Below are 22,374 nucleotides of genomic sequence, written 5' to 3' on the forward strand. Positions count from 1 at the left end.
GACGCCCTTCGACGAGTGCAGGGCTGCGGCTTCTATCCAAGCCGATCAGAACCGTTCCGCGCCTGCTCGCTGGATCAATAAACGCAGGCGTCGGTGCCCTGGCGCTGCACTGTGCCAATGCGCCTCTCGATCATGTTGCCATAGCGCCGCGTCCAGCCGCGCGGGGCGATGGCGCCGCGTTTCTTGGGGAGGGGGAAGACGGCGATGATGCGCGCCGCCTCGGTGCGGCTGAGGCGGCTGGCGTCATGGTTGAAATAGCGCATCGCGCCCGCATTGACGCCATAGGTGCCGATGCCCGTCTCGGCGATGTTGAGATAGACCTCCATGATCCGCCGCTTGCTCCATAGCGTCTCGATCAGAAAGGTGAACCATGCCTCGGGCAGCTTGCGCACCGTGCGGCTGATGGTGCCGCTGCCCTGCCACAGAAAGGCGTTCTTGGCGGTCTGCTGGCTGATAGTGGAGCCGCCTCGCAACCGCCGGCCCGACTGGTTGGCCTCTATCGCCTGCTGGATGGCGGCAATGTCGAAGCCATTGTGCGTGCAGAAATTGCCGTCCTCGCCGGCGATGGCCGCGCGCACGATGTCGCGGTCCATCGCGTCGATGCCCATCCACTCGCGGGTCGCGCCACTGCTGTCGAACAGCATCGTCGGGGTGATCGGCGGGGGAACCACCGCGTAGAGCAGCACCCAGGCGACCGAGAGTGCGACAAACCAGAGGATGGCCTTGAACAGCCAGAGCAGAGCACGGGTCATGCGCCGATGATGGCCCCGCCATGGGGCGTCGCGCAAGGGGGGCGCTGCCGCATCGTCACTGGCATCGGTCAAATGCGGTGCAGCCCCTGCACCGGCGCACCCAGATCGCGCTGCCTATTGCGCATGGAGAGCATGGTCATCGGCCGGTCGAGCGCGAGGAACGTGCGGGGCGACATGCCGAGGAACTCGCGCGCGTCACGGACGAAATGGGGATAATCGAAATAGCCCGGGTCGATGACGTTGCTCCACTGGCCCGGTGGCGCCGCGAGCAGCGGCATCAGTGACTTGAGGAAGCGTGATCGGCGCAGCAGTAGCTTGGTCGGAAAGCCGAAATGGTCGCGCGCCACGCGGCGCAACTGCGTGTGGCTGGCGCCGCTGGCAGCGCACGCATCGCCGATGCCGATGTCATGCGCGGTCAGCAGATAGTCGAACAGCCGCGAGGCGAGGGGATGCGTCGGCCGGGGCGGGCGCAGGCGCTCGACAAGCCAGCGGTCGAACCCGGCGGCGATGGCATCCGGCGTGGCGGCAGTCCGGCACGCTGACAGCATCGCCTGCGCTTCCTCCCCCGCCAGCGCCTCCAGCGGGACGATACGATCGGCCACATCGACGGCTGCCACGTCGAACAGGCGCAGCCACCCCAGCGGGGTTATGCCGATGCCCACCATCGTCCCGCCCGATGCCCGGCTGGCGATGGCGCGGCTGGCGGGGCCGAATAGCGAGGCGGCGGGGACTGGCGACAGGCGCTGCCCGACCGGCCCTGCCGACCAGCCGCCATCCTCGATGACGAAGCGGATGTTCGCCCAGCCGGGGAAGAAAATCTCCTCCCACACCGGCCCGCCAGCAGGCCCTGCGCGGTAGACATGATAGCCGGAGATCAGACCCGCCAGGGCCGGGGCCGGGCGAAGGAACTCGGCGGAGAGGCCGGATGGGGAGATCATGCGCTTGCCTGGCACCCGTTCGCCACCGTGGGGGCAGCAAACCGTCAGCTGATGATCGGCCCGTTGTGCCACCCCTGCCCATTGCGAGACTGGGCAGCCGGCCCCGGACCTTGCCGGAGCACGCCACGCCCCTATCCCGGCATCATCCCGCTGGCAGCAGCCGCCGCTCGCCGGCAATCGCCAGCATCGCTTTCTGCAGCTTTTCGAACGCGCGGACCTCGATCTGGCGAACGCGCTCGCGGCTGACATTATAGACCTGGCTCAGCTCTTCCAGCGTCTGCGGTTCGTCGATCAGGCGGCGCTGCGTCAAAATGTCGCGCTCGCGCTCGTTGAGCCGTTCCATCGCCTCGGCGAGCAAGGCATGGCGCTGATCGCGTTCCTGCGCGTCGGCAACGCGCTCGTCCTGTAGGGACCCTTCGTCCTGCAGGATATCCTGCCACTGTCCGTCGCCATCCTCGCGCATCGGCACGTTGAGCGAGGTGTCGCCGCCCATCGCCATGCGGCGGTTCATGCTGATCACCTCGTCCTCGGTCACGCCGAGGTCGGTGGCAATCTTGGCGACATGCTCCGGGGTCAGGTCGCCATCCTCGAAGGCGGCGAGATTGTTCTTCATCCGCCGCAGGTTGAAGAACAGCTTCTTCTGCGCCGCAGTGGTGCCCAGCTTGACCAGACTCCAGCTGCGCAGGATGAATTCCTGGATGGAAGCGCGGATCCACCACATCGCATAGGTGGCGAGGCGGAAGCCGCGATCGGGATCGAACTTCTTCACGCCCTGCATCAGGCCGATGTTGCCTTCGGAGATCAGCTCGCTGACCGGCAGGCCATAGCCGCGATAGCCCATCGCGATCTTGGCGACGAGGCGCAGGTGGCTGGTCACCAGCTGCGCCGCGGCAGCCGGATCCTCATGCTCCTGATAGCGCTTGGCGAGCATATATTCCTGCTCGGGGGTGAGCAGCGGGAACTTCCGAATCTCGGAGAGATATCGGTTCAGGCCGGCTTCTCCGCCGAGTGCCGGCATGGTCGCCGGGACGTTGCTGCCTTCTGTCATTGCTGCTGGTCTTTCCCTGGGGCGTTGCACGTAGATCTGGTTTCCTAACGGAACCTATACGTGCAGGCGATTGAACAGTTCCTGCATGTCTTTCGGCAGCGGGCTGTCGAAAGTAACCGATTTCCCCTCGACCGGATGGATAAACCCCAGCCGGGTGGCATGCAATGCCTGACGGGCAAAACCGATGCTTTTGAGGGTCGAAGCGTGGGTTGACCGCGTCCGTCCATAGACGGGGTCTCCCAGAAGGGGGTGACCTATGTGCGTCATGTGCACGCGTACCTGATGGGTCCGGCCGGTTTCCAGGCGGCATTCGATAAATGCAGCTTTTTCAAGACGTTGTAGCGTCTTGTAATGCGTCACTGCGCGCTTGCCGCGGCCGTCGGCGGTGACCGCGATCTTTTTGCGGTCATGCGGGGAGCGGGCGAGCGGCGCGTCGATGGTGCCTGCGGGCGGCATCGGAGCGCCACTGGTGATGGCATGATAGACGCGGTCGATGCTGTGATCGGAAAATTGCCGCGCGAGTCCCTCGTGCGCGACGTCGCTTTTGGCGACCACCAGCAGGCCCGACGTGTCCTTGTCGATGCGGTGGACGATGCCCGGGCGCGCGACCCCGCCGATGCCGGACAATTGGCCGGCACAATGGTGCAGCAGCGCGTTGACCAGCGTCCCGTCGGGATTGCCGTTGGCGGGGTGGACGACCATGCCGGCCGGCTTGTCGATGACGATGAGGTGGGCGTCTTCGTGGACGACGACCAGCGGCATGTCCTGCGCGATGGCTTCGGCCGCCACAGCAGCGGGCAGGGCGATGGTCAGCGTCATCGGTGCGGCGACCCGCGCCGAGGCGCGCGGGGTTGCGCCAGCGCCCTCCACCGCGATGCGGCCTTCGCTCAGCAGCGCCTGGATGCGTTCGCGCGACAGGCTGGGCACAACATCGGCGATGGCGCGGTCGAACCGCTGGCCGACTTGCGCGCTGCCGAGCACGGCTTGCAAAATGTCGACCCCCCGATCCATTGTAGGAAATGTGGGATGTCCGGTCGCCATATCAAGGTCGCTGCTCGACGCAGTGCTGGCGGATGCGCGCAGCGATCCGGCGCGCGAGCGTTGCGGACTGTTGCTGGGGCGCGGCGATACGGTTCTCGATGTTCGGCCTGCGGCGAATGTGCATGCGCAGCCCGAGCGGCATTTCGAACTCGATCCGGCGGTGCTGATCGCGGCGTATCGCGCTGAGCGCGCGGGCGGGCTGGCGGTGCTGGGGCATTATCATTCGCATCCATCGGGGGCAGCGGTGCCTTCGGCTGCCGATGCGGCGGCGGCTGACGCGGACGGGCGATTGTGGCTGATCGTGGGGCGCGGAGACTTCGCGCTGTGGCGCAGCGTGGCTGGAGGCGCGGTTCTGGGGCGGTTCGAGGCAGTGCGTATCGAGGCTGGTCCCCCGGAACCGAAGTCCCCATCTTTACCACCGTCGCCCCGCACGTGATGCGGGGCCGGGCGTCTTTGGCAGCCGCGCCAGACAAAGCCTTGCCCCGTGTCAGGCACGGGGCGACGAGGGGGTGGCGGGGTAAGGGTGGTCAAGGCCAGGGAACATTTACGTGCCCCTCCGTCGCCCTTTGACTGCCAGCTATCCCGGATGGGAGGATATGGTTGCGCTTGCCTCATCGACTCAGCGACTCTAACGGCTGGGCGCGCATAGAGGAAAGGTGCCCCGCATGGCCGACGACGCTATCGATTTCGCCAGCCTGATGTGCTCGCGGCTCTGCCATGACCTGCTGAGCCCGGTCGGCTCCTTCGGCAACGGGCTGGAACTGCTCGCCGACGAAAGCGACCCGGCGATGCGCCAGAATATCGCCGGATTGCTCGAATCCTCGTCGCGCAGCGCGGCCAACAAGCTCAAATATTTCCGTTTGGCCTTCGGGTCTTCGGGTGGATATGGTGAGACGATCGCCGTCGACGAGGTGGTCGCGGCGGTGCGCGGCCTCGTCAACGAAGGGCGCGATACCGACGTCAATTGGCTGGGGGGGATGGACAGCCTGCCCAAGCCGGCAGCCCGCGTGCTGCTGCTGCTTGCCCAGCTTGCGGTCGAATCGCTGGTGCGTGGCGGTCGTATCGACATGGCGGTCGAACAGCGCGACGGCGGGCTGGAAATTGCCCTGCGCGCGGCCGGAGACCGGCTGGTGGTGGACGCAGCCAGCGCCGCCATGCTCGAAGCACCGGCAGAGCCCGCCGCCAAAACCATCGGCATCGCGCTGGCGAGGGCCATCGCCACGGCGCGCGGCGGGCAGATCATGGCCTCGCGCCCCAGCGCGACCGAGCTTGTGATGGGCGCCTATCTTCCAGCGTAAGCCGCCGCGGGGGGCGTGATGCGCCCCGCTGCCCCCTTACCCCAAATTAACCATGGACGGTGCAGTGCGGTGTCCCAACCGGAACTGCAGGCGGGCCATGGACGATCTGTTACGCGAATTCGTGGGCGAAACGCTCGAGATGATGGAGGCCGTGGCCGGCGATCTCGTGGCGTGGGAGGCCGATCCTTCGGATCGGACGGGCATCGACCGCATCTTTCGCACCATCCACACGGTCAAGGGCAGCAGCGGCTTTTTCGATCTGCCGCGGATCGGCGCGGTCAGCCATGCCGCCGAGGAATTGCTCGATGCGCTGCGCGAGCGGCGTCGCGTGCCCGATCGCGAATCGGTCGCGACCGTGCTTGCCGCGTTCGAGCGCATCCGCACGCTCACGCACGCCACCGCAGAGGCGGGCCAGGAACCGGCGGGGGATGACAGCGCGCTGATCGCCGCCCTGCTCGCCGATGTGCGTGGCCGCGCGCGCCAGACCGGGGACGAGGCAGCGGCGGCGCCCGAGCCCGCGGCCGCGCCGCTGGGCGCCGAACCGTTCGATGTGCATGGCGACGTGCCCAAGGCCTGGCGCTCGGTGCGCCTGCCGGTCGGCCTGCTCGACGAGCTGATGAACGGCGTGTCCGATCTGGTGCTGGCCCGCAACGAAGTCGCTGCGCAATTGCGCACGCAAGGCGTGGATCCTGCCGCCATCCCCGCTTTCGAGCGCCTGTCCACACTGCTGGCATCGGTGCGCAGCTCGGTCGGCCAGATGCGGATGGTGCCCCTGCGGACGCTGTTCGCTCCCTTGCCCCGGCTGGTCCGCCAGCTCGCCGATGAGCTGGGCAAGGATGTCCGGCTGGAAAGCGATGGCGGCGAGGTCGAGATCGACCGCGAGGTCGGCGAGGCGCTGCGCGATCCGATGGTGCATGTGCTGCGCAACGCCATCGATCATGGCATCGAACCGGCCGACGCGCGGACCAAGGCCGGCAAGTCCGGCACCGGGCGGCTGCAAGTCTCGGCGCGCCAGGCCGACAATCGCATCATCATCGCCATCGAGGATGACGGGGCAGGCATTGCGGTCGACCATATCACCGAGCGGGCGATCGCCGCCGGTGTCATCACCCGCGAGCAGGCGGCAACTCTGACCCCGGCCCGCAAGGCCGAACTGATCTTTGCGCCGGGCCTCTCCACTGCTGCGGCGGTGACCGGCATCTCCGGGCGCGGTGTCGGCATGGACGTCGTCAAGGCCAATGTCGAACGGCTCGGCGGCTTCGTCCATCTTCAGAATCGCCCGGGCAAGGGCCTGGTCATCGAATTCGACGTGCCGATGACGCTGACGATTATCTCCGCGCTCGCCATCGATGCCGCCGGGCAGAGCTTCGCCATGCCGCGCAGCGTGGTGGCAGAGGTGCTGCTGGCATCGAGCGACAGCGTCCAGCGGCAATCCGCCGGCGGGGCCGGGCTGGTGCGGGTGCGCGGGCGCATGTTGCCGATGCTGGTGCTCGAAGACGTGCTCGGTTTGCCAGCTCCGTCGCTCGACACCGACGAGGATCGCGCCATCATGCTGTGCCGCCTTTCGGCCAACCGCATGATCGCGCTCGATGTGCCCGATGTGCGCGATCATGAGGAACTGGTGATCAAGCCGCTGCCGCCGGTGCTGCTGCAACTCGGCATCTATTCGGGCATGAGCCTGCCCGACAGCGGCCAGCCGATGCTGCTGCTCGATGCGGAAGGGATCGCCCAGCGCTGCAACATCGCCGATTGCGAACAGGTCGAGCAGCAGGCCGAGGCCAGTGGCGATGCGCGCGATACCGCCGACAGTTGGCTGCTGTTCCGCCCCTATGGCGCCGAACGCATGGCTGCCGTGGCGATGCCGCTGGTCGAGCGCCTGCTCGATGTGCCGGCGGGTGCGATCGTGCGCAGCGGTGGCCGCATGGTCGCCCGCGTCGGCGACGGGCTGCTGCCCTTCGTTTCGCTCGCCGGGGACATGGATTTCGACGATAAGCTGCGCCTGATCCGACTGGTCGACGGTGGCCGCAGCATCGTGCTGCCGGCCAGCGAAATTTCGCAGATGGTCTCGCTGACCCCCGATCTGCCGGGCGAACCCGAGCGGATGGTGCTCGGCCTCGCACGCTTCGGGGACGAGGTGGTGGAGATGGTCGACGGCGCCGGGCTGATCGCCGCGCATGCCGCGCCGCTCGCCCGGACGGATGGCCGCCCGGTATGGCTGGTGGACAGCAGCGGCAGCCGCTGGACCCGTTCGGTGCTGCTGCCGATCCTGACCGCCGCCGGCTACGCGCCGCGGCTTGTAACATCGCGTCAGGCGATCGGCGATGACGCACCGGTGCTGGAGGTCGGCACCGCCGCCGCCGGCAATCCGTGCCTGCTGCTCGATGGCGGCCCCATCGATCCGCACGACCGCCAGGCACTCGACAGCGCGCTGGGCGGCAAGGCGAGCGCGCACGTCGACAAGGGAGCACGGGCATGAGCATCCATCTCGTGGGGACCGTAGGCAGGCAGGCCATCGCGCTGCCGGCGGAATCGGTGGAGGCGGTCGTCTCCATCGGCCAAGTGGTGCCGGTGCCCGGAGCGCCGCCGGGCATCCACGGCCTCGCCGCGATCCGCAGCCGCATGCTCACCGTCATCGACACCGCCTGGGTGGTGGGAGAAGCCGCTGGCAAGGGCAGCTTCATGGCCATCGTCTCGCTCAATGGCCACGGCTATGGCCTGATGCTCGAAGCGGTGGAGGATGTCGTCGAACTGGGCGAGACCCGGCCGGTCCCCTCCACCCTCTCGCCAGGCTGGATGCGGCTCAACCCGCAGATGTGCGACCATCAGGGCCGCGTGCTGCTGGTGGTCGATGCGGAAATGCTGGTCGCCGCCGCTTCTGTTGCGCAGGCGCGCGCAGCTTAACCACTAAGCTACGGTTTATCGCATAAGACGTCGCCCTCGGGACAAACAAAGGAAAAGAAGGCATGGCAACCTGCCTGATAGTCGATGACAGCAAGGTGATCCGCAAGGTTGCACGCCACATCATCGAAGGGCTCGGCCTTTCGGTGGAAGAAGCGGAAGACGGCAGCATGGCGCTCGACGCCTGCCGCGACCGCAACTTCGACGTGGTGCTGCTCGACTGGAACATGCCGGTGATGAGCGGCATGGAATTTCTGTCCGCGCTCAACGAATCCGCAGTCGAGCCGCGCCCCAAGGTGGTGTTCTGCACCACCGAGAACGGCACCGCGCACATTCGCGCCGCGATCGAGAATGGCGCTGACGAATATGTCATGAAGCCGTTCGACCGCGAAACGCTGGAACGCAAGCTGCAGCTTATCGGCCTGACCTGAGGTCCGGGCCATGGCATCCTCCCTCCAGCCGCGCAGCAAACCGCAACCGGATAGCGCAGCGGTGCGGGTGATGCTGATCGACGATTCCATCGTCGTCCGCTCGATTACCGAACGCATCATCGAATCGGCCGGCGGCTTCGAGATCGTCGCATCGCTGGCGGGCGCGGTGGAAGCGCTCGCCTGGCTGGATCGTGGCGCGGTCGATGTCATCGTGCTCGATCTCGAGATGCCGGGCATGAACGGGCTCGACGCGCTGCCGCAGCTGCTCGCCAAGGCGGGCGATGCGCGGGTCATCATCCTGTCGGCCAATTGCGACGAGGGCGGGCCGGCCGCGATCCGGGCGCTCGCACTCGGCGCGGCGGATACGCTGCTCAAGCCGGGCCGTGGCAGTTTTGCCGGCACCTTCGGCGAGACGCTGGTCGCGCGCATCCGGGCGATCGCGGACGGCAACCTCCAGCCCCGTGCCGCGCTGCCCGACGATGCGAAGGGCCTCGTTGAATCCGCACCGCTGCTGCCACGGCGGGCGCTATCGGCCATCGCGGTCGGCGCATCGACCGGCGGCATCGTTGCCATCATCGCGCTGCTGACGGCGCTGCCGCGCCGCCTGTCCTGCCCCGTCTTCATCACCCAGCATCTGCCGGGCGGCTTCATCAACTTCTTTGCCGACCAGCTCGGGCGGGAGACGGGCCGCAAGGTGCATGTCGGGGAAGACGGCATGCCCGTTGCCGCTGGCGCGGTCTATCTGGCGCCGGGGGAGGCGCATATGCGGCTCAGCCTGCTGTCGGGCCACCCGCACATCATGCTCGATCACACGCCGAGCCCGGTCGGCGCGTGTCCGGCGGTCGATCCGATGATGGCGTCGGTCGCGGCGATCTACGGTGCCAATGCCTGCGCGGTGATGCTGTCCGGCATGGGCCGCGACGGTCTGGAAGGGGTGCGCGATGTCCGGCGCTTCGGCGGCATGGTGCTGGCGCAGGACGCGGCCAGCAGCGTCGTCTGGGGCATGCCCGGCGCGGTCGCGCGCGAGGGGCTGGCCGATGCCGTGCTCGAACCGGCCGCGCTCGGCCAGTTGATTGCCCGCACGATGGAAGCGCGGCCGTGATCGAGCCCGTGCCCGGCGCGCCCGAGCGCATCCTCGCCGCGCTGCTGGAGGCGCGCGCGGGCCATGCGCTGACGCCCGATCGGATGTGGCGGATCGAAACGGTGCTGCAGCCGATCCTGCGCGAGAAGGGCTATCCTTCCCTGGAAGCGCTCGTCGTCGCGCTGGCCAGCGAGGCCGACCGGCGGCTGGTCGACGAGGTAGTCGACGCGCTGATCAACCACGAAACCTATTTCTTCCGCGACTACAAGCTGTTCGAGGACCTCGACCGGGTCGCGCTGGAGCAGCTGCGCGAGCGGCGCAGGGATCGCAAGCATCTGTCGATCTGGTGCGTCGGCTGCAGCACCGGGCAGGAACCCTATTCGCTGGCGATGCTGTTCGCGCAGTCGCCGGAGCGCTGGGCCGGGTGGGACATCCGGCTGCTCGCCACCGACATCAGCCCCTCGGTCATCGCCCGCGCCCGCGCCGGCCGCTACTCGCATTTCGAGATCCAGCGCGGCCTGCCGACCCGCGCCATGCTCGACTGGTTCGAGGCCGACGGCAGCGACTGGCTGCTGCGCGGCACGATCCGCGACCGGGTGCGCTTTGCGGAGCATAATGTGCTGGGCGATGCGCTGCCGCCCGGCCCGTTCGACCTCATACTCTGTCGCAACATGCTCTTCTATCTCACGCCGGACCATCGCAAACGTGCGCTCGGCCGGCTCGCCGACGCGCTCGCGCATGACGGGCTGTTCATGCTCGGCGCATTCGAAACGATGATCGGCCAGGAGAGCGGCCTGGTGCCCGATCCCGACGCGCGCGGTTTCTACCGCACCGGCAAGGGCGTGCAGCGGCCGATGGGGCATCTTGCGAGCCGGTGAGCATCCTCCTCTGAAGGGGAGGAAGCGATGCTTGCACCCGCCCCCGCACAATGGCATCGCTGGTCCCGGTCGCAACGAGGAAAGCCGGACGAGCCGATGACACGGATGATCGAGCGCTGGTCCCCCAATTTCGACGAGCGCGTGCTGCCCGTGTCGATGATCGTGCTGCACTATACCGGCATGCAGGATGGCGCGTCGGCCATCGACTGGCTGGCCAATCCCGAAAGCCGCGTTTCCGCCCATTATGTCGTCAGCGAAGACGGCATGGTGACCCACATGGTACCCGAGGAAAAGCGCGCCTGGCACGCCGGGCGCAGCTATTGGCGCGGGGTGGTCGACATCAATTCGGCCAGCGTCGGCATCGAGATCGTCAATCCCGGCCATGAATTCGGCTACCGCCCTTTTCCCGACGAGCAGATCGATGCCGTCATCCGCCTCGTCCACGGCATCAAGGACCGCTACCAGATCACCCGCGGCAATATCGTCGGCCATTCGGACATCGCGCCTGCACGCAAGCAGGACCCCGGCGAACTCTTCCCCTGGGGTCAGCTCGCCCGCCTGCGGCTCGCGCTGCCGCGTCCGACCCGCAACCTCACCGATCCCTTATGGTCCGACGCCGGCTTCCTGCTCGCGCTCGAACGCTTCGGCTATGACGTGACCGATCCGCTCGCCGCCACCGTCGCTTTCCAGCGCCGTTTCCGCCCGGAGCTGATCGACGGCACCATCGACGGCGAATGCCGCGCGATATTGCTGGGGCTGCTGTTGCCGCAACCGCAGGGGGATTGACGATGGACCACACGGGAAGCTGCCTGTGCGGCGCTGTCGCTTTCACGGTGGCGGGGGAGCTCAATCCGCCCGATGCCTGCCATTGCGCGCAGTGCCGCAAGCAGTCCGGCCATGTCTGGGCCTCGACCGACATTCCGCGTGAGCGGGTGACCATCACCGGGGAAGACCGGCTGACCTGGTATCAGTCATCGCCCAAGGTACGGCGCGGTTTCTGCTCGGTGTGTGGATCCTTCCTGTTCTGGGATCCGCCGGCGCGGGGCAGCATCGCCATCGCCATGGGCGCGTTCGACGCGCCGACGGGCACGCACCTGCATCTGCACATCTTCACCGCCGACAAGGGCGATTATTACGACATCGATGACGGGGTGCCGCAGGAATAGCGGGCCTAAACGAACAAGGGTGCCCGGCCATCGACCGGACACCCTGTTTCGGCATCGCCGCCGCGCTGTCCTCAGGGGCAGCAGCTCAGCCCGACATTGCAGCAGGCCAGCACCAGGTCGCAGCACGACATGGCAAAGCTCGCCACGCTGTCCGGCGCGGCCGCATAGGCCGCCGAGCTCGAACCGAGCAGGGCGGCACCCAAAATCGCAAACTTCTTCATGATCATTCTCCGCAAAGGGCACGTGCCGAAGGCAAGGACCGGTCACGGCCTCTCGCCACCGGGATACGGTGTGGGGCGCGCACAGGTTACAGCATCAGATTTCCGGAGTGGCACGGCCTAGTGCTGAAAAGGGTCATTTGTCATTCCCGCTTTCGCGCAAATGACAAGATGTTGCGATCTCGAATTATCATGCTCTGCGGGCGGTCGCGCGGCCCGGACAGCCGGTGAGGGGAGGGCGATTGTGTTTGTTGCGGCGCTCCCCTACACGCGATGCCGTGCCAGGGGGCCGGGCGGCCGCGGGTCGAGCTTGCTCGACGCGAGGAAAGTCCGGGCTCCACATAACCACGGTGCCGGGTAACACCCGGCGGCCTTGTGCAAACAGGGCAAGGGACAGTGCCACAGAGAGCAGACCGCCTATGGCCGTTGTCCGTTTCACGGATACGCGGTCAGGCAAGGGTGAAAGGGTGCGGCAAGAGCGCACCGCGCGATGGGTAACCAGAGCGGCATGGCAAACCCCACCGGGAGCAAGACCGAATAGGGATGGCGCGGGCCTTCGGGCCCAGGGCGTGGTTGTCGCCCAGTCGTCCGGGTTGGTTGCTTGAGCCTGTCGGCAACGGCAGGCCTAGAGGAATGGTCGCCCATCCGCAGCAATGCGGTGGACAGAACCCGGCTTACAGGCCCTCTGGCATTTTTCCTGCCCCGCGCTAGCATGAGCGCGGCTGGGGGGATCGGCATGCGCCACATTTTTAGCACTGTGTTCAGTCCACTGGCGGCAATCGCCTGCTGGCTGGCAGCCGCCCCGGCGCAGGCGCAGGATGCGCCGCCATGCGGGGTCGCCGCGCCGTCCGGCGCCCGCGTCGCGCTGGTCATCGGCAACGACAGCTATCGCAATCCGCGCTGGCCGCAGTTGCGCAATGCCGGTCGGGATGCCGAACAGATCTGCCGCTCTCTGACCGCCATCGGCATTTCCACCCGTGTCATCCGCAACGCCGACGCCGCCACCCTGCAGCAGAGCATGGACGATTTCGCCCGCAGCGCGGCGGGAGCGCGCATGGTCATCGTCTATTTCGCCGGGCACGGCTTCGAATTTGCCGGGCGCAACTACATGGTGCCGGTGGATGCGCCGGCCTCGACCCGGATCGAGACTATCGAACGCAGCTTCGTCAGCCTGGAAGCGCTGGCGATTACCGCCGTACCCGCCGATGCGGTCGGCATCTTCTTCGTCGACGCGTGCCGGACGGCGGAGCCGGTGGTACGACTCGACGAAAGCGCGCGCAGCGAATTGCCGACGCTGCCGGTCAGTGCGCTCAGCCTCGATCAGGGCGCGGTCTTCTATTCCACCGCGCGAGGTCGCCCGGCGCTCGACCAGGCGCCGCCAGGGTCGGAGGTCAGCCCGTTCGCGGCGGCGCTGGTCAGGCATATTGCGGTGCCCGGCATCGAACTCGCGCAGCTGTTCCGCAACGTCACCCGCGATGTGGTGACGAACACCCGCGGGCTGGAGAACGGCCCGCAATGGCCGCAGCAGCAGGTCAATCTGCTCGACAGCGTCTTCCTGGTGCCGCCGGTCGATTCGCCAATGCGGACGCGGGCCGGCGCGGTGCGCAGCATCGACAATCGCGACGCCGCGACCGTCGCGCTCGACCGGCTGCGGATCGCCTCCGGCCAGCGCCAGCGCGGCGAAGAGGGCGGTGCAGGGCAGACACGCGGGCTCTCACGCCAGTTGGTGCTGCCGCCGATGGCGCGGCTGGCGGTGGAGGACGAACCGCAGCTCATTTCCGAACTGCTTGCCGATCATGACGCGCTGGAGCTGGTGCAGCGGGCGGAAAGCGGAGACCCGGCGGCGCAGCATCTGGTCGGTTACATGTATGCCTTCGGCGTCGGCGTCACCCGCGACGGGCGCGTTGCGCTGCAATGGCTGGAGCGGTCAGCCGCGGCCGGATATGCGCCGGGGCAGCTCGAGCTCGGCTATTTCCTGCTCGAATATCGCCCGACACGCGGCGAAGTGGCGATGTCGAATGGCAGCTTGGCGGAGACCCCCACGCCCGCGATGCGCGCCCGTGCCGAGCAGCTCTATCGCGCCGCCGCCGCCGCCGGCTATGCCAAGGCCAAGACCCATCTCGCCCAGCGCATCGCCAGCGGCCAGTTCGGCCCGCCCGATCATGCCGAGGCGCGGCGCCTTTATGAGGAGGCCGCTGCTGCTGGCCACGGCGCGGCGATGTTCGCGCTGACGCTCTACTCCGATCTGCGCGAGACGATGCTGGCACGGCTGCGGGCGATGGCCGCCGCGGGCAATGTCGAGGGCAACAACTGGCTGTGCGAGGCGGCAGCGACCGAGCGCCATGTCGACTCCGCCCTCGCCGATTGCGAGGCTGCGGCGCTCGCCGGCTATGCGGGTGCGCGGGCCATCTATGCCCGGGCGCTGGCCGATGGCACCGGCATCGCGGTCGACCGTCCCGCCGCCACCTATTGGGCGCGGCTCGCTCGCGCCCAGCCGGAATTGGGCGACCGGGCCACGCTGATTGCGGATATTCTTGCGCCCTGAGGGCTGATGCGGGTGGCAAGCGCCGCCATGCATCGCTACATGCGGACGATGGCCCGTAGCACCCGATCCGACAACTGGGGATTCCCCCGCTGGGGCAGCTATGGCGCCAGCCGGGAAGCGGTGCAGGTCAAGCTGTGCGACCGGCATGGCTGCACCAATCCCGGTACCTGCCCGGCGCCCAAGTCTCCCAACAGCCCGGAACGCTGGATGTTCTGTCAGGACCATGCCGCCGAATATAATCGCGGCTGGGATTATTTCGAAGGGCTGTCGGCCGAGGATGCGGCCGAGCGCGAGCGCGCCGAGCGGGCGCAGGCGGCGGGCTATACCACCAGCCGGCACCAGGCTTGGGCCGATCGCGGCGACGAAGGCCGCTCGGCGGACGAAATGCGCGCGCTCGACGTGTTCGATCTGCCGCCCGACTGCGCGTTCGACGATGTCCGCAAGGCGTGGCGCGCGCTCGCCAAGGAAACCCACCCCGACGTCAAGCCGGGCGATGCAGACGCCGCCAAGCGCTTCCACGCCGGCCAGACCGCATTCGAGGTGCTGCGCGCAGCCGAGGAACGGCGCAGCTGGAAGCCGCGTTGACCGTCCGCACCGAACCGCGCTTCCGCACCATCCCCAGCAACTGGCAAGGCGCCGCGATCGTCTGCCGCAAATGCTCGAAAAAGCTAGGCGGCGGCTTCGGGCCGAAGGGCAGGCAGTCGCTCGCCAAGGCGCTGCGCAAGGCGAGCAAAGGCAAGAAGGGGCGCAAGGCCAGCTTCGGCGTGGTCGAGGTCGGCTGCCTCGGCGTCTGCCCGCGCGGCGCGGTCACGCTGATCGACGGATCGCAGCCGGACCGCTGGCTGCTGGTGCCGGAAGGGGCGGCTGTCGACCCCATCCTTGCCGATCTGCGCATCTCCTGACTCCGGGGTCCGGAAAAGAGCGAAAACTCAAGCGTAGCGCGCCGCGCTTTCGCGGATCAGCGCGATCATGTTGGGGATGCCCTGCGTGCGGTTGGAGGAAAGCTGGCGCGACAGGTCGAACGGCGCGAGCGCGGCGGGAATGTCGGTCGCCAGCACCTCGGCCGCCGGCCGGTCCTGCACCGCCGCCAGCACCAGCGCGACGATCCCCTTTGTGATCGCGGCATTGCTGTCCGCCAGGAAATGCAGGGTGCCATCGTCGCGGCGCGTCGGGTAGAGCCAGACCGAGGCGGAACAGCCCCGCACCAGCGTCGCGTCGGTCTTCAGCGCATCGGGCATCGGCTCCAGCGCCTTGCCGAGATCGATCAGCAGCCGGTAGCGGTCATCGGCTTCCAGGAAGCCATAGTCTTCGGCGATGTCGGAAAGGGTGGGGGAGGGCGTTGTCATGCGGCGGGGCTATAGCCGCGCCGCCTCGCAAAATCCACGTCGCCCCGGGGCTCGATCCGGGGCCGCTGGCAGCATGGCACAAGATCTATAGCGACCCCGGCTCAAGGCCGGGGTGACTGTCACTCTCGATCCTACAGATCCACACCCGCCGCGATGGCTTCCAGCTTGCGGATGCGTTCGCGCAGGTCGGCGATGTCGATGCGGCTGGCAGCCATGCCCATCGCACCGTCCGCGGACGGGCTGCTGACCGGGGCGTAGCGCTGGTCGAGCTCGTGGCGGCGCAGCGCGATCCACTGGCTCCAGCCACGCAGGGCCGCCAGCGCGACGATGGTGAGAGCGCCCATCATCAGCGCGGCGGACATCAGGGAAATGGACAGTTCGGTCATGGCATTTCTCCCTTCGGGGGACGGTTTAGTTGTCGCGCGGCAGGCGCAGCGACTCGATTTCCTCGGTCAGCGCCAGCCCGCGATCGGTGACGATGCGTTCGAGCACGCGCACCCGCTGCTCGAGCCGTTCGGTATGGGCGGCATATTGCGCGGTCTTCTCGGCGGTCAGGTTGCCGGTTACCTCGAGCTGGCGCTCCTTGAGCTTGATCCAGCTCTTGAAGGCGACCAGGCAAAAGGCGGCGATCGGGATCATCATGCCGAAGATCGGGATCAACAGTGGGCTCATCGCTTCTACTCCGTCTCGTGCCGCTCAGTTGGGGATGCGGCGCAGATTTTCGATTTCGTCGGCAAGCCGGTGCCCGCCATCGGTGACGATACGCTCGACATTGGCCAGCCGGTCCTTGACCGAGCCCAGCTCGGCCCGCAGCTGCGCATTTTCCTGGCTCAGCAGCTTGACCCGTTCGGTGGTCTCGTCGTTCGACTGCGGGTAGAGCGACTGGCCCCAGGTGCCCGACAGCGGATAGCCGTTCTTGATGCGCATCCAGGTGGTGATCACCCATCCGCCGATACCGAGTGCGGTGATCAGCGTGATCGGCATGGCGAGCCGCATCAGGCCTTCGACCACTTCGGAAAATCCCCCCTCCATCCTTGTTCTCCACTGTTCGGGCAGCGCCTTGGCAGCCGCATGTCCCCCGACTGCGCTCAGCGCAGGCTTTCGATTTCCGCTGCCAGGCGGGTGCTGCTGTCGGTGGCGATCCGCTCGAGCACGGCGACCCGCTCCTCGATCCGCAGCAGCTTGCCCTTGAGATCGGCATTCTCGTTGGTGAGCAGCGCGATCTGGCGGGCGGCCTCGGGGTCTTCGAGGTCGGCGAGGCGACCGGTCATGCCGCCCCATTCATTCTCTACCGGATAGCCATGCTTGGCGCGGATCCAGGTGGTGACCCACCAGCCGGCCATGCTCATGGCGATGATGGCGAGAATGAAAACCTTGCTGTCCATGGTGCGTGTCTCCCCTGTTTGCCCCGCAGCGCGTCAGCGCAGCGCGTCGATCTCGTCGGCGAGGCGGGTGTTGCGGCTGGTGTAGTAGAGCTCGATGTCGGCGAGGCGGCGGTCGAGCTCACGGAAGGAGGCGCGGACATCGCGGCTGCCCCGGGCGGGGTTGGCGCGGACGCCCTGCCAGAATTTCTGCTCTTCCGGTGTGCGATAGAGGTTGATGGGCTTGACCGGCGCCAGCATCGCGATGGCGATGTAGGCAAGCAGCGGCCAGCCGAAAGCGATGGTGAGGACGATGAAACCGATGCGGATCCACAGCGCCTCGACCCCGGTATAGTCGGCCAGACCCGAGCAGACGCCTGCCCATTTGCCGTCCTGCTTGTCGCGGTAGAATTTGGTGCGGCTGGGGGTGGTCATATCAGTTGCTCCTCTCCGGACGGTAGCTCAGACGACGCTCGTCTTCGCGTTCGTCGCGGACGGCGGGGCGGAAATCGGGATTGTCGGCAGCGACGATGCGCTCGACGGTGTGGACGCGGTCTTCAAGGCGGCGCGCGAGGTCGTACAGCTCATCGAGCAGCCGTTCGTCCTCCACCGGCAGGCTGGTGCCGGCCTTCCACTTGGTGACATAGTGTAGGATCAGCCAGGGCAGGCCGATGAACAGCATGCCGACGACCATGATCGGGATGATTACCTCGTCCATCGTCTCAGCCCTCCCGTCCGGTCAGCCGCGCCTTCATCGCGGCAAGCTCTGCGTCGACCGAGTCCGAAGCGCGCAGGTCGGCGAATTCATCCTCCAGCGTGCGCTGGTTGGTGCCGATGGCCACCGCGTCGGCGCGGCCTTCGGCAAAGTCGACGCGGCGTTCCAGCTCCTCGAAGCGGCTGAAGGCGTCGGCGGTGCGTTCGCCATGGGTCAGTTCGCGCAGGCGGAACTTGTTCTCGGCGCTTTCCAGGCGGGTGTTGATGTTCGACTGCCGGCTGCGCGCTTCGCGCAGCTTGGTCTGCAGCTTGACGATATCGCCTTCATAGCCGGTCAGCGCGTCGTTCAGCACCTCGATCTCGGCCTTCAGGCGCTCAGCCATGTCGCCGGCCTTCTGCTTCTCGACCAGCGCGGCCTTGGCCAGGTCCTCGCGGTCCTTGGACAGCGCCAGCTCGGCCTTTTCCATCCAGCTTGCCTGCAGGCCTTCCAGCTTGGCGATGTGACGGCGCATTTCCTTCTGATCGGCGATGGTGCGGGCGGCGGAGGCGCGAACCTCGACCAGCGTCTCTTCCATCTCGAAGATGATCATGCGGATCATCTTTGCCGGGTCTTCCGACTTGTCGAGCAAGTCGGTCATGTTGGCGGCAATGATGTCGCGGGTTCGTGAAAAAATGCCCATCAGTGAAAACTCCTTGGTGCGCGCGCTGGAGGTAAAGCCGTACGAAGTGGCCCCGTCGAGCCGGTACGGAATGAGGTCGGCCGCGATCGGCCGGGGGAAAGAAAGGCGGTGCCGGGGCAGGGCAAGGGGGGGAAGCGCCCCGGCACCGCAGTCGGACTGGCGGGTCATGCCAGTCCGGCGGAGACCCCGGCGCTGACTGTCGTCAAAACCGGGGCAGGAAGGTCCGACCGGAACGAGGGTGCGTTCGCGATGATCAGCGGCACCAGCATCAGACTGGCGAACAGCAGGTTCGTCGCTGCAGAGCGGGTGGAGCGGGTCATTGCGGTCCTCGTTCGAGATGGTGAAAGCGTCCATGCCCGATACTATGCAGAGGGCGTGCCAGTTTTGAAAAATGGCCGATTTGCAAGACCTCGCCGGGCGGTCCCGCCTGAGGGTGGTGAAAATCCCCTTGCCAGTTGGTGGGATTTCCCACCATAAGTTGGGCGATTGAACCAAACGCGCTTTGGTCCCGATTTGCCAATCTTGTCATTCCCGCGAAAGCGGGAATCCAGGGGCGGCATAGGGCAGCGCTATCCCGCCCCTGGATTCCCGCTTTCGCGGGAATGACATGTTGAGAGTCTAGCGCAATGGAACGCGAAACCCGCTTCGTCGGCCAGTCCAGCGCCTTTCTCGACAGCGTCGAGCGCGCGCTCGAAGCCGCAACGCTCAATCGCCCGGTGCTGGTCATCGGGGAACGCGGCACCGGCAAGGAACTGATCGCCGAACGTCTCCACCGCCACAGCAACCGCTGGTCCGGCCCGCTGGTGACGATGAACTGTGCCGCGCTGCCGGAAACGCTGATCGAGGCCGAGCTGTTCGGGCATGAGGCCGGCGCCTTCACCGGCGCGACCAAGGCGCGGCCCGGCCGGTTCGAGGAAGCCGACGGCGGCACGCTGTTCCTCGACGAACTGGCGACCCTGTCCATGGCGGCGCAGGAGCGGCTGCTGCGCGCTGTCGAATATGGCGAGGTCACCCGCATCGGCGCGTCCAAGCCGGTGCGCGTCGATTGCCGCATCGTCGCGGCGACCAACGAACATCTGCCCGCCATGGTGACAAGCGGGCGGTTCCGCGCCGACCTGCTCGACCGGCTGTCGTTCGAGGTGATCACGCTGCCGCCGCTGCGCGTGCGCGAAGGCGACATCATGGTGCTGGCCGAGCATTTCGGTCAGCGCATGGCCGCCGAGCTTGGCTGGCGGAGCTGGCCGGGCTGGGGCAACCGTGCCCGCGCGCTGCTCGAGGCGCACCGCTGGCCTGGCAATGTGCGCGAATTGCGCAACGTCGTCGAACGCGCCGTCTATCGCTGGCCGCACAATGACAAGCCGGTGGACACCATCCATTTCGACCCGTTCGACAGCCCGTGGATGCCCGAGCCAGGGCAGGGCTGGGTGCGGCAGGATGGCGATCGCAGCGACCGTCCGGTCGCCGGCGCGCCGCCCGCGCCGCGTCCGGCTGCGGAGGACGAACCCTGCGACCTGGTCACCGATCTCAAGGCGGCGGTCGACGCCTATGAAAAGCGGCTGGTGGAAGCCGCCTTCACCCGCGCCAAATTCAACCAGCGCGCGACCGCCGCGGCGCTGGGGCTGACCTATGACCAGCTCAGACATTGCATGAAGAAGCACGGGATCAGTGCTTGAATCCCCTCTCCCGCCTGCGGGAGAGGGAGAGCCGCCGAAGGCGGCGAGGGTGAGGGCGTGTACTGCAGCCGATGCTTGCGTTGACACGCCCTCTCCCTGGTCGCTGCGCGACCGGTCCCTCTCCCGCAGGCGGGAGAGGGGAATGGCCTCACCCGCCGTTGAAGGCGATCATTGCATAGAGCATTGGGATCGACAGCAGCGTGTTGGTGCGGCTGAAGATCATCGCCCGCGTCGCCGCCGCGGCCTTGGTCGCGTCATCGGCCTGGACCATGCCCAGCGCTTTCTGCTGCGCGGGCCAGATCACGAACCAGACGTTGAAGGCCATGATCAGCGCCAGCCACATGCCGATGCCGATCAGGCGATAGCTTTCGGTCAGCGTCAGCGCTTCGACCAGATAACCGGCGCGGAAAGCGATGATCAGGCCGAACAGCACGGTCAGCGCGGCGCCCCAGCGGAAGAAGAAGAGAGCCTTGGGCGCGATATATTTGGAAACGCCCGGCTTCAGCTCGGCCGGGACGCTCGGCATGGTCGGGATTTGCACGAAGTTGAAATAATAGAGCAGGCCGATCCACAGGATGCCGAAGAAGGTGTGGAGCCAGCGAATAAGCTGCTGTTCGGCATCGCCATTGCCGCCGACGCCGAAGATCAGCGCGATGGCCAATACCAGCCCGACGGCCAGCACGGCATGCAGGTTTCCGAAAAATTTTGTCATTGCGATACCCCCTGAGTGTTTGACAGCCGCCCACGGTTGGGTCGGCCCGATTGCTTCGCATCCGTTATGGCATCGGCGCGGGATGGCAGCAAGTTTCTGCAAAGCGCGGTCGGAGTCCGATGGAAAAATCGTTCAATGGAACCATATGTCCGCTGCCGGCTTGAGCCGGCGGGCAGCGCCGCTGCCGTGCCCATGACAGGAGCTCCCCCCGATGGCCTTCACCCTTCCCGATCTGCCCTATGCCAAGACCGCGTTCGGCGACCTGCTTTCCGCCGAAACCTTCGATTTCCATCATGGCAAGCACCACAAGGCCTATGTCGACAAGACCAACGAACTGGTCGGCACCACCGTCGATCTCGAAGGCGCGTCGCTGACCCGCGTGATCGCCGCCGCCAAGGAGCGCGGCAATCCCGGCCTGTTCAACAACAGCGCGCAGATCTGGAACCACAGCTTTTACTGGCAGTGCCTCTCCCCCGACGCACAGGCGCCCAGCGGCAAACTGCTCGCGCTGATCGAGGAGAGCTTCGGCTCGACCGAAACGCTGGTGGCGGCACTCAAGAAGGAAGCCGTCGGCCATTTCGCCAGCGGCTGGGCATGGCTGATCCTCAACGGCGGCAAGCTCGAAATCACCTCGCTGCACGACGCCGACACGCCGGTGGTGCATGACGGGATGCAGCCGCTCCTGACCGTCGATGTGTGGGAACATGCCTATTACATCGACTATCGCAACGCCCGCCCCGCCTATCTCGACGCGCTGCTCGCCAAGGGCATCAACTGGGAATTCGTGGCAAAGAACCTCGACGGCGAAGGCGTCAGCCGCGCCGACCAGCAGGGGTAAAATTTCGTCATTGCGAGCGCAGCGAAGCAATCCGGAGTTGGGCACAGCCGCACTGGATTGCTTCGCTGCGCTCGCAATGACGGGTTATTTGGCGTCATCCCCCAGCGTCAGCCCGTGCCGCATCATCAGCGGTACTTGCGTCATTGCAAAAATGATCGAGAGCGGGATAAATGCCCAAGACTTTATGGAAAGCCACGTCCCAAACGTCAAAGAGCCCGCTTTGAACAATTCATACATGATGTGATTTGCCAAGGCCATCGCCAAGAAGAAAAATCCCCAGTTCCGCGAAATTTTTAGCCATCCGTCCTCACTTAGCCCGTCATAAGCTGCCTCAAGTACATATTTGAGGAGCGGCTTGTTCATCAACCAAGCAACAACTAAAATCGCCCCCAATCCTCCATAAGTGACTGTTGGTTTCATAACGATATAGCGTTCATCACCAAAAATTATTGTGATGGCCCCAAAGCCAATGATAAGGATAGTCGATATCCACAGTATTGGTGAAACTCTTTTGAGTTTCCACTGTGAAACTGCAATCGCGATAAGGCTTGCAATCATGAAGGCGGCCGTGCCCTTTATTGCGCCAGCGGTGTCGCCAAATGCCGCGTCGCTCCTTGTCAGATAGAATGTGGCAAAAAACACCAGCAGCGGGCCGAAATCAATCGCGAAGGGCAGCCATGCCGGGTGTTTCGGCGCGCTCTTTTCCTTGACGCCGGCCAGTTCGGACGCGTCCTGTGGCAGTTCCTCGCTCATGCC

The 22,374-nt window shown here is 66.4% G+C and carries 30 protein-coding genes and 1 other RNA gene; 15 read left to right on the forward strand and 16 right to left on the reverse strand.

Annotated features, from left to right (window positions below):
* Positions 1-74: 74 nt before the first annotated feature.
* The 4 genes from mtgA to AC0QC4_RS06425 all read right to left on the reverse strand — a co-directional run bounded on the left by mtgA (position 75) and on the right by AC0QC4_RS06425 (position 3,749).
* The gene (gene mtgA, locus AC0QC4_RS06410) at positions 75-752 is read right to left on the reverse strand and encodes a monofunctional biosynthetic peptidoglycan transglycosylase (RefSeq protein ID WP_483658902.1); all 678 of its coding nucleotides are present in this window, start codon (positions 750-752) and stop codon (positions 75-77) included.
* Between the two features lie 68 nt (positions 753-820).
* Entirely contained in the window at positions 821-1,690 is an 870-nt protein-coding gene (locus tag AC0QC4_RS06415; RefSeq protein ID WP_483658903.1) for a hypothetical protein, read from the reverse strand.
* Positions 1,691-1,832: 142 nt separating this feature from the next.
* A complete protein-coding gene (gene rpoH / locus AC0QC4_RS06420; protein ID WP_483658904.1) occupies positions 1,833-2,738 on the reverse strand; it encodes an RNA polymerase sigma factor RpoH in 906 nt (301 codons plus the stop codon).
* 54 nt (positions 2,739-2,792) lie between these two features.
* Complete coding sequence (locus tag AC0QC4_RS06425; protein ID WP_483658905.1) at positions 2,793-3,749, reverse strand: RluA family pseudouridine synthase; 957 nt, start codon at positions 3,747-3,749, stop codon at positions 2,793-2,795.
* Between the two features lie 10 nt (positions 3,750-3,759).
* Between AC0QC4_RS06425 and AC0QC4_RS06430 the strand changes: the two genes are divergently transcribed.
* The 9 genes from AC0QC4_RS06430 to AC0QC4_RS06470 all read left to right on the forward strand — a co-directional run bounded on the left by AC0QC4_RS06430 (position 3,760) and on the right by AC0QC4_RS06470 (position 11,531).
* The gene (locus AC0QC4_RS06430; RefSeq protein WP_483658906.1) at positions 3,760-4,215 is read left to right on the forward strand and encodes a M67 family metallopeptidase; all 456 of its coding nucleotides are present in this window, start codon (positions 3,760-3,762) and stop codon (positions 4,213-4,215) included.
* A 229-nt stretch (positions 4,216-4,444) separates the two neighbouring features.
* On the forward strand, positions 4,445-5,077 hold the full coding sequence (locus AC0QC4_RS06435) for a histidine phosphotransferase family protein (protein WP_483658907.1): 633 nt from the start codon (positions 4,445-4,447) through the stop codon (positions 5,075-5,077).
* 97 nt (positions 5,078-5,174) lie between these two features.
* On the forward strand, positions 5,175-7,553 hold the full coding sequence (locus AC0QC4_RS06440) for a chemotaxis protein CheA (RefSeq protein ID WP_483658908.1): 2,379 nt from the start codon (positions 5,175-5,177) through the stop codon (positions 7,551-7,553).
* The gene (locus tag AC0QC4_RS06445) at positions 7,550-7,978 is read left to right on the forward strand and encodes a chemotaxis protein CheW (protein WP_483658909.1); all 429 of its coding nucleotides are present in this window, start codon (positions 7,550-7,552) and stop codon (positions 7,976-7,978) included. The genes AC0QC4_RS06440 and AC0QC4_RS06445 overlap by 4 nt, the downstream gene beginning before the upstream one ends.
* Positions 7,979-8,040: 62 nt before the next feature.
* A complete protein-coding gene (locus tag AC0QC4_RS06450) occupies positions 8,041-8,406 on the forward strand; it encodes a response regulator (RefSeq protein WP_483658910.1) in 366 nt (121 codons plus the stop codon).
* Positions 8,407-8,416: 10 nt separating this feature from the next.
* Complete coding sequence (cheB, locus tag AC0QC4_RS06455) at positions 8,417-9,508, forward strand: chemotaxis-specific protein-glutamate methyltransferase CheB (protein WP_483658911.1); 1,092 nt, start codon at positions 8,417-8,419, stop codon at positions 9,506-9,508.
* Positions 9,505-10,365, forward strand: coding sequence for a CheR family methyltransferase (locus AC0QC4_RS06460; protein ID WP_483658912.1), 861 nt, complete (start codon positions 9,505-9,507; stop codon positions 10,363-10,365). Before cheB ends, AC0QC4_RS06460 begins: the two co-directional genes overlap by 4 nt.
* Before the next feature lie 96 nt (positions 10,366-10,461).
* Positions 10,462-11,151, forward strand: a complete 690-nt coding sequence (locus AC0QC4_RS06465) for an N-acetylmuramoyl-L-alanine amidase (RefSeq protein ID WP_483658913.1) — start codon at positions 10,462-10,464, stop codon at positions 11,149-11,151.
* Between the two features lie 2 nt (positions 11,152-11,153).
* Entirely contained in the window at positions 11,154-11,531 is a 378-nt protein-coding gene (locus AC0QC4_RS06470) for a GFA family protein (RefSeq protein WP_483658914.1), read from the forward strand.
* Positions 11,532-11,602: 71 nt separating this feature from the next.
* On the opposite strand, the gene AC0QC4_RS06475 is transcribed toward AC0QC4_RS06470, so the two are convergent.
* Entirely contained in the window at positions 11,603-11,752 is a 150-nt protein-coding gene (locus AC0QC4_RS06475; RefSeq protein WP_483658915.1) for a hypothetical protein, read from the reverse strand.
* 278 nt (positions 11,753-12,030) lie between these two features.
* Between AC0QC4_RS06475 and rnpB the strand changes: the two genes are divergently transcribed.
* From rnpB to AC0QC4_RS06495, 4 genes are all read left to right on the forward strand, one after another.
* Positions 12,031-12,442, forward strand: an RNA gene (gene rnpB, locus AC0QC4_RS06480) — RNase P RNA component class A.
* A gap of 43 nt (positions 12,443-12,485) precedes the next feature.
* Positions 12,486-14,294, forward strand: a complete 1,809-nt coding sequence (locus AC0QC4_RS06485; protein WP_483658916.1) for a caspase family protein — start codon at positions 12,486-12,488, stop codon at positions 14,292-14,294.
* A 48-nt stretch (positions 14,295-14,342) separates the two neighbouring features.
* Positions 14,343-14,879, forward strand: a complete 537-nt coding sequence (locus tag AC0QC4_RS06490; RefSeq protein WP_483658917.1) for a J domain-containing protein — start codon at positions 14,343-14,345, stop codon at positions 14,877-14,879.
* On the forward strand, positions 14,876-15,196 hold the full coding sequence (locus tag AC0QC4_RS06495; RefSeq protein ID WP_483658918.1) for a thioredoxin domain-containing protein: 321 nt from the start codon (positions 14,876-14,878) through the stop codon (positions 15,194-15,196). Before AC0QC4_RS06490 ends, AC0QC4_RS06495 begins: the two co-directional genes overlap by 4 nt.
* Positions 15,197-15,223: 27 nt before the next feature.
* Here the strand turns inward: AC0QC4_RS06495 and AC0QC4_RS06500 are convergent, their stop codons facing one another.
* The 9 genes from AC0QC4_RS06500 to AC0QC4_RS06540 form a co-directional block, all read right to left on the reverse strand.
* Positions 15,224-15,640 (reverse strand): SufE family protein, encoded by a 417-nt coding sequence (locus tag AC0QC4_RS06500; RefSeq protein ID WP_483658919.1) that lies wholly within the window; start codon positions 15,638-15,640, stop codon positions 15,224-15,226.
* 131 nt (positions 15,641-15,771) lie between these two features.
* Entirely contained in the window at positions 15,772-16,026 is a 255-nt protein-coding gene (locus AC0QC4_RS06505) for a hypothetical protein (protein WP_483658920.1), read from the reverse strand.
* 25 nt (positions 16,027-16,051) lie between these two features.
* Positions 16,052-16,312 (reverse strand): hypothetical protein, encoded by a 261-nt coding sequence (locus AC0QC4_RS06510; RefSeq protein ID WP_483658921.1) that lies wholly within the window; start codon positions 16,310-16,312, stop codon positions 16,052-16,054.
* Between the two features lie 24 nt (positions 16,313-16,336).
* Positions 16,337-16,624: a hypothetical protein gene (locus tag AC0QC4_RS06515; protein WP_483659342.1), complete on the reverse strand. Its 288-nt coding sequence runs from the start codon at positions 16,622-16,624 to the stop codon at positions 16,337-16,339.
* Positions 16,625-16,728: 104 nt separating this feature from the next.
* Positions 16,729-17,025 (reverse strand): hypothetical protein, encoded by a 297-nt coding sequence (locus AC0QC4_RS06520; RefSeq protein WP_483658922.1) that lies wholly within the window; start codon positions 17,023-17,025, stop codon positions 16,729-16,731.
* 33 nt (positions 17,026-17,058) lie between these two features.
* Positions 17,059-17,436 (reverse strand): envelope stress response membrane protein PspC, encoded by a 378-nt coding sequence (gene pspC / locus AC0QC4_RS06525; protein WP_483658923.1) that lies wholly within the window; start codon positions 17,434-17,436, stop codon positions 17,059-17,061.
* A 1-nt stretch (position 17,437) separates the two neighbouring features.
* Positions 17,438-17,719, reverse strand: a complete 282-nt coding sequence (gene pspB, locus AC0QC4_RS06530; RefSeq protein ID WP_483658924.1) for an envelope stress response membrane protein PspB — start codon at positions 17,717-17,719, stop codon at positions 17,438-17,440.
* 4 nt (positions 17,720-17,723) lie between these two features.
* Positions 17,724-18,395, reverse strand: a complete 672-nt coding sequence (pspA, locus tag AC0QC4_RS06535) for a phage shock protein PspA (RefSeq protein WP_483659344.1) — start codon at positions 18,393-18,395, stop codon at positions 17,724-17,726.
* Positions 18,396-18,559: 164 nt separating this feature from the next.
* Entirely contained in the window at positions 18,560-18,715 is a 156-nt protein-coding gene (locus AC0QC4_RS06540) for a hypothetical protein (protein WP_483658925.1), read from the reverse strand.
* 306 nt (positions 18,716-19,021) lie between these two features.
* On the opposite strand from AC0QC4_RS06540, the gene pspF reads away from it, so the two are divergent.
* Positions 19,022-20,068: a phage shock protein operon transcriptional activator gene (gene pspF / locus AC0QC4_RS06545; protein ID WP_483658926.1), complete on the forward strand. Its 1,047-nt coding sequence runs from the start codon at positions 19,022-19,024 to the stop codon at positions 20,066-20,068.
* A 148-nt stretch (positions 20,069-20,216) separates the two neighbouring features.
* On the opposite strand, the gene AC0QC4_RS06550 is transcribed toward pspF, so the two are convergent.
* Positions 20,217-20,780: a urate hydroxylase PuuD gene (locus tag AC0QC4_RS06550; protein ID WP_483658927.1), complete on the reverse strand. Its 564-nt coding sequence runs from the start codon at positions 20,778-20,780 to the stop codon at positions 20,217-20,219.
* Between the two features lie 211 nt (positions 20,781-20,991).
* Here AC0QC4_RS06550 and AC0QC4_RS06555 point away from each other — a divergent pair, with 211 nt between their 5' ends.
* Positions 20,992-21,618, forward strand: a complete 627-nt coding sequence (locus tag AC0QC4_RS06555) for a superoxide dismutase (RefSeq protein WP_483658928.1) — start codon at positions 20,992-20,994, stop codon at positions 21,616-21,618.
* Positions 21,619-21,702: 84 nt separating this feature from the next.
* On the opposite strand, the gene AC0QC4_RS06560 is transcribed toward AC0QC4_RS06555, so the two are convergent.
* Positions 21,703-22,371, reverse strand: a complete 669-nt coding sequence (locus AC0QC4_RS06560; protein WP_483658929.1) for an inner membrane-spanning protein YciB — start codon at positions 22,369-22,371, stop codon at positions 21,703-21,705.
* Positions 22,372-22,374 lie beyond the last annotated feature (3 nt).

It is taken from the genome of Sphingomonas sp. jy18, from assembly GCF_056931895.1.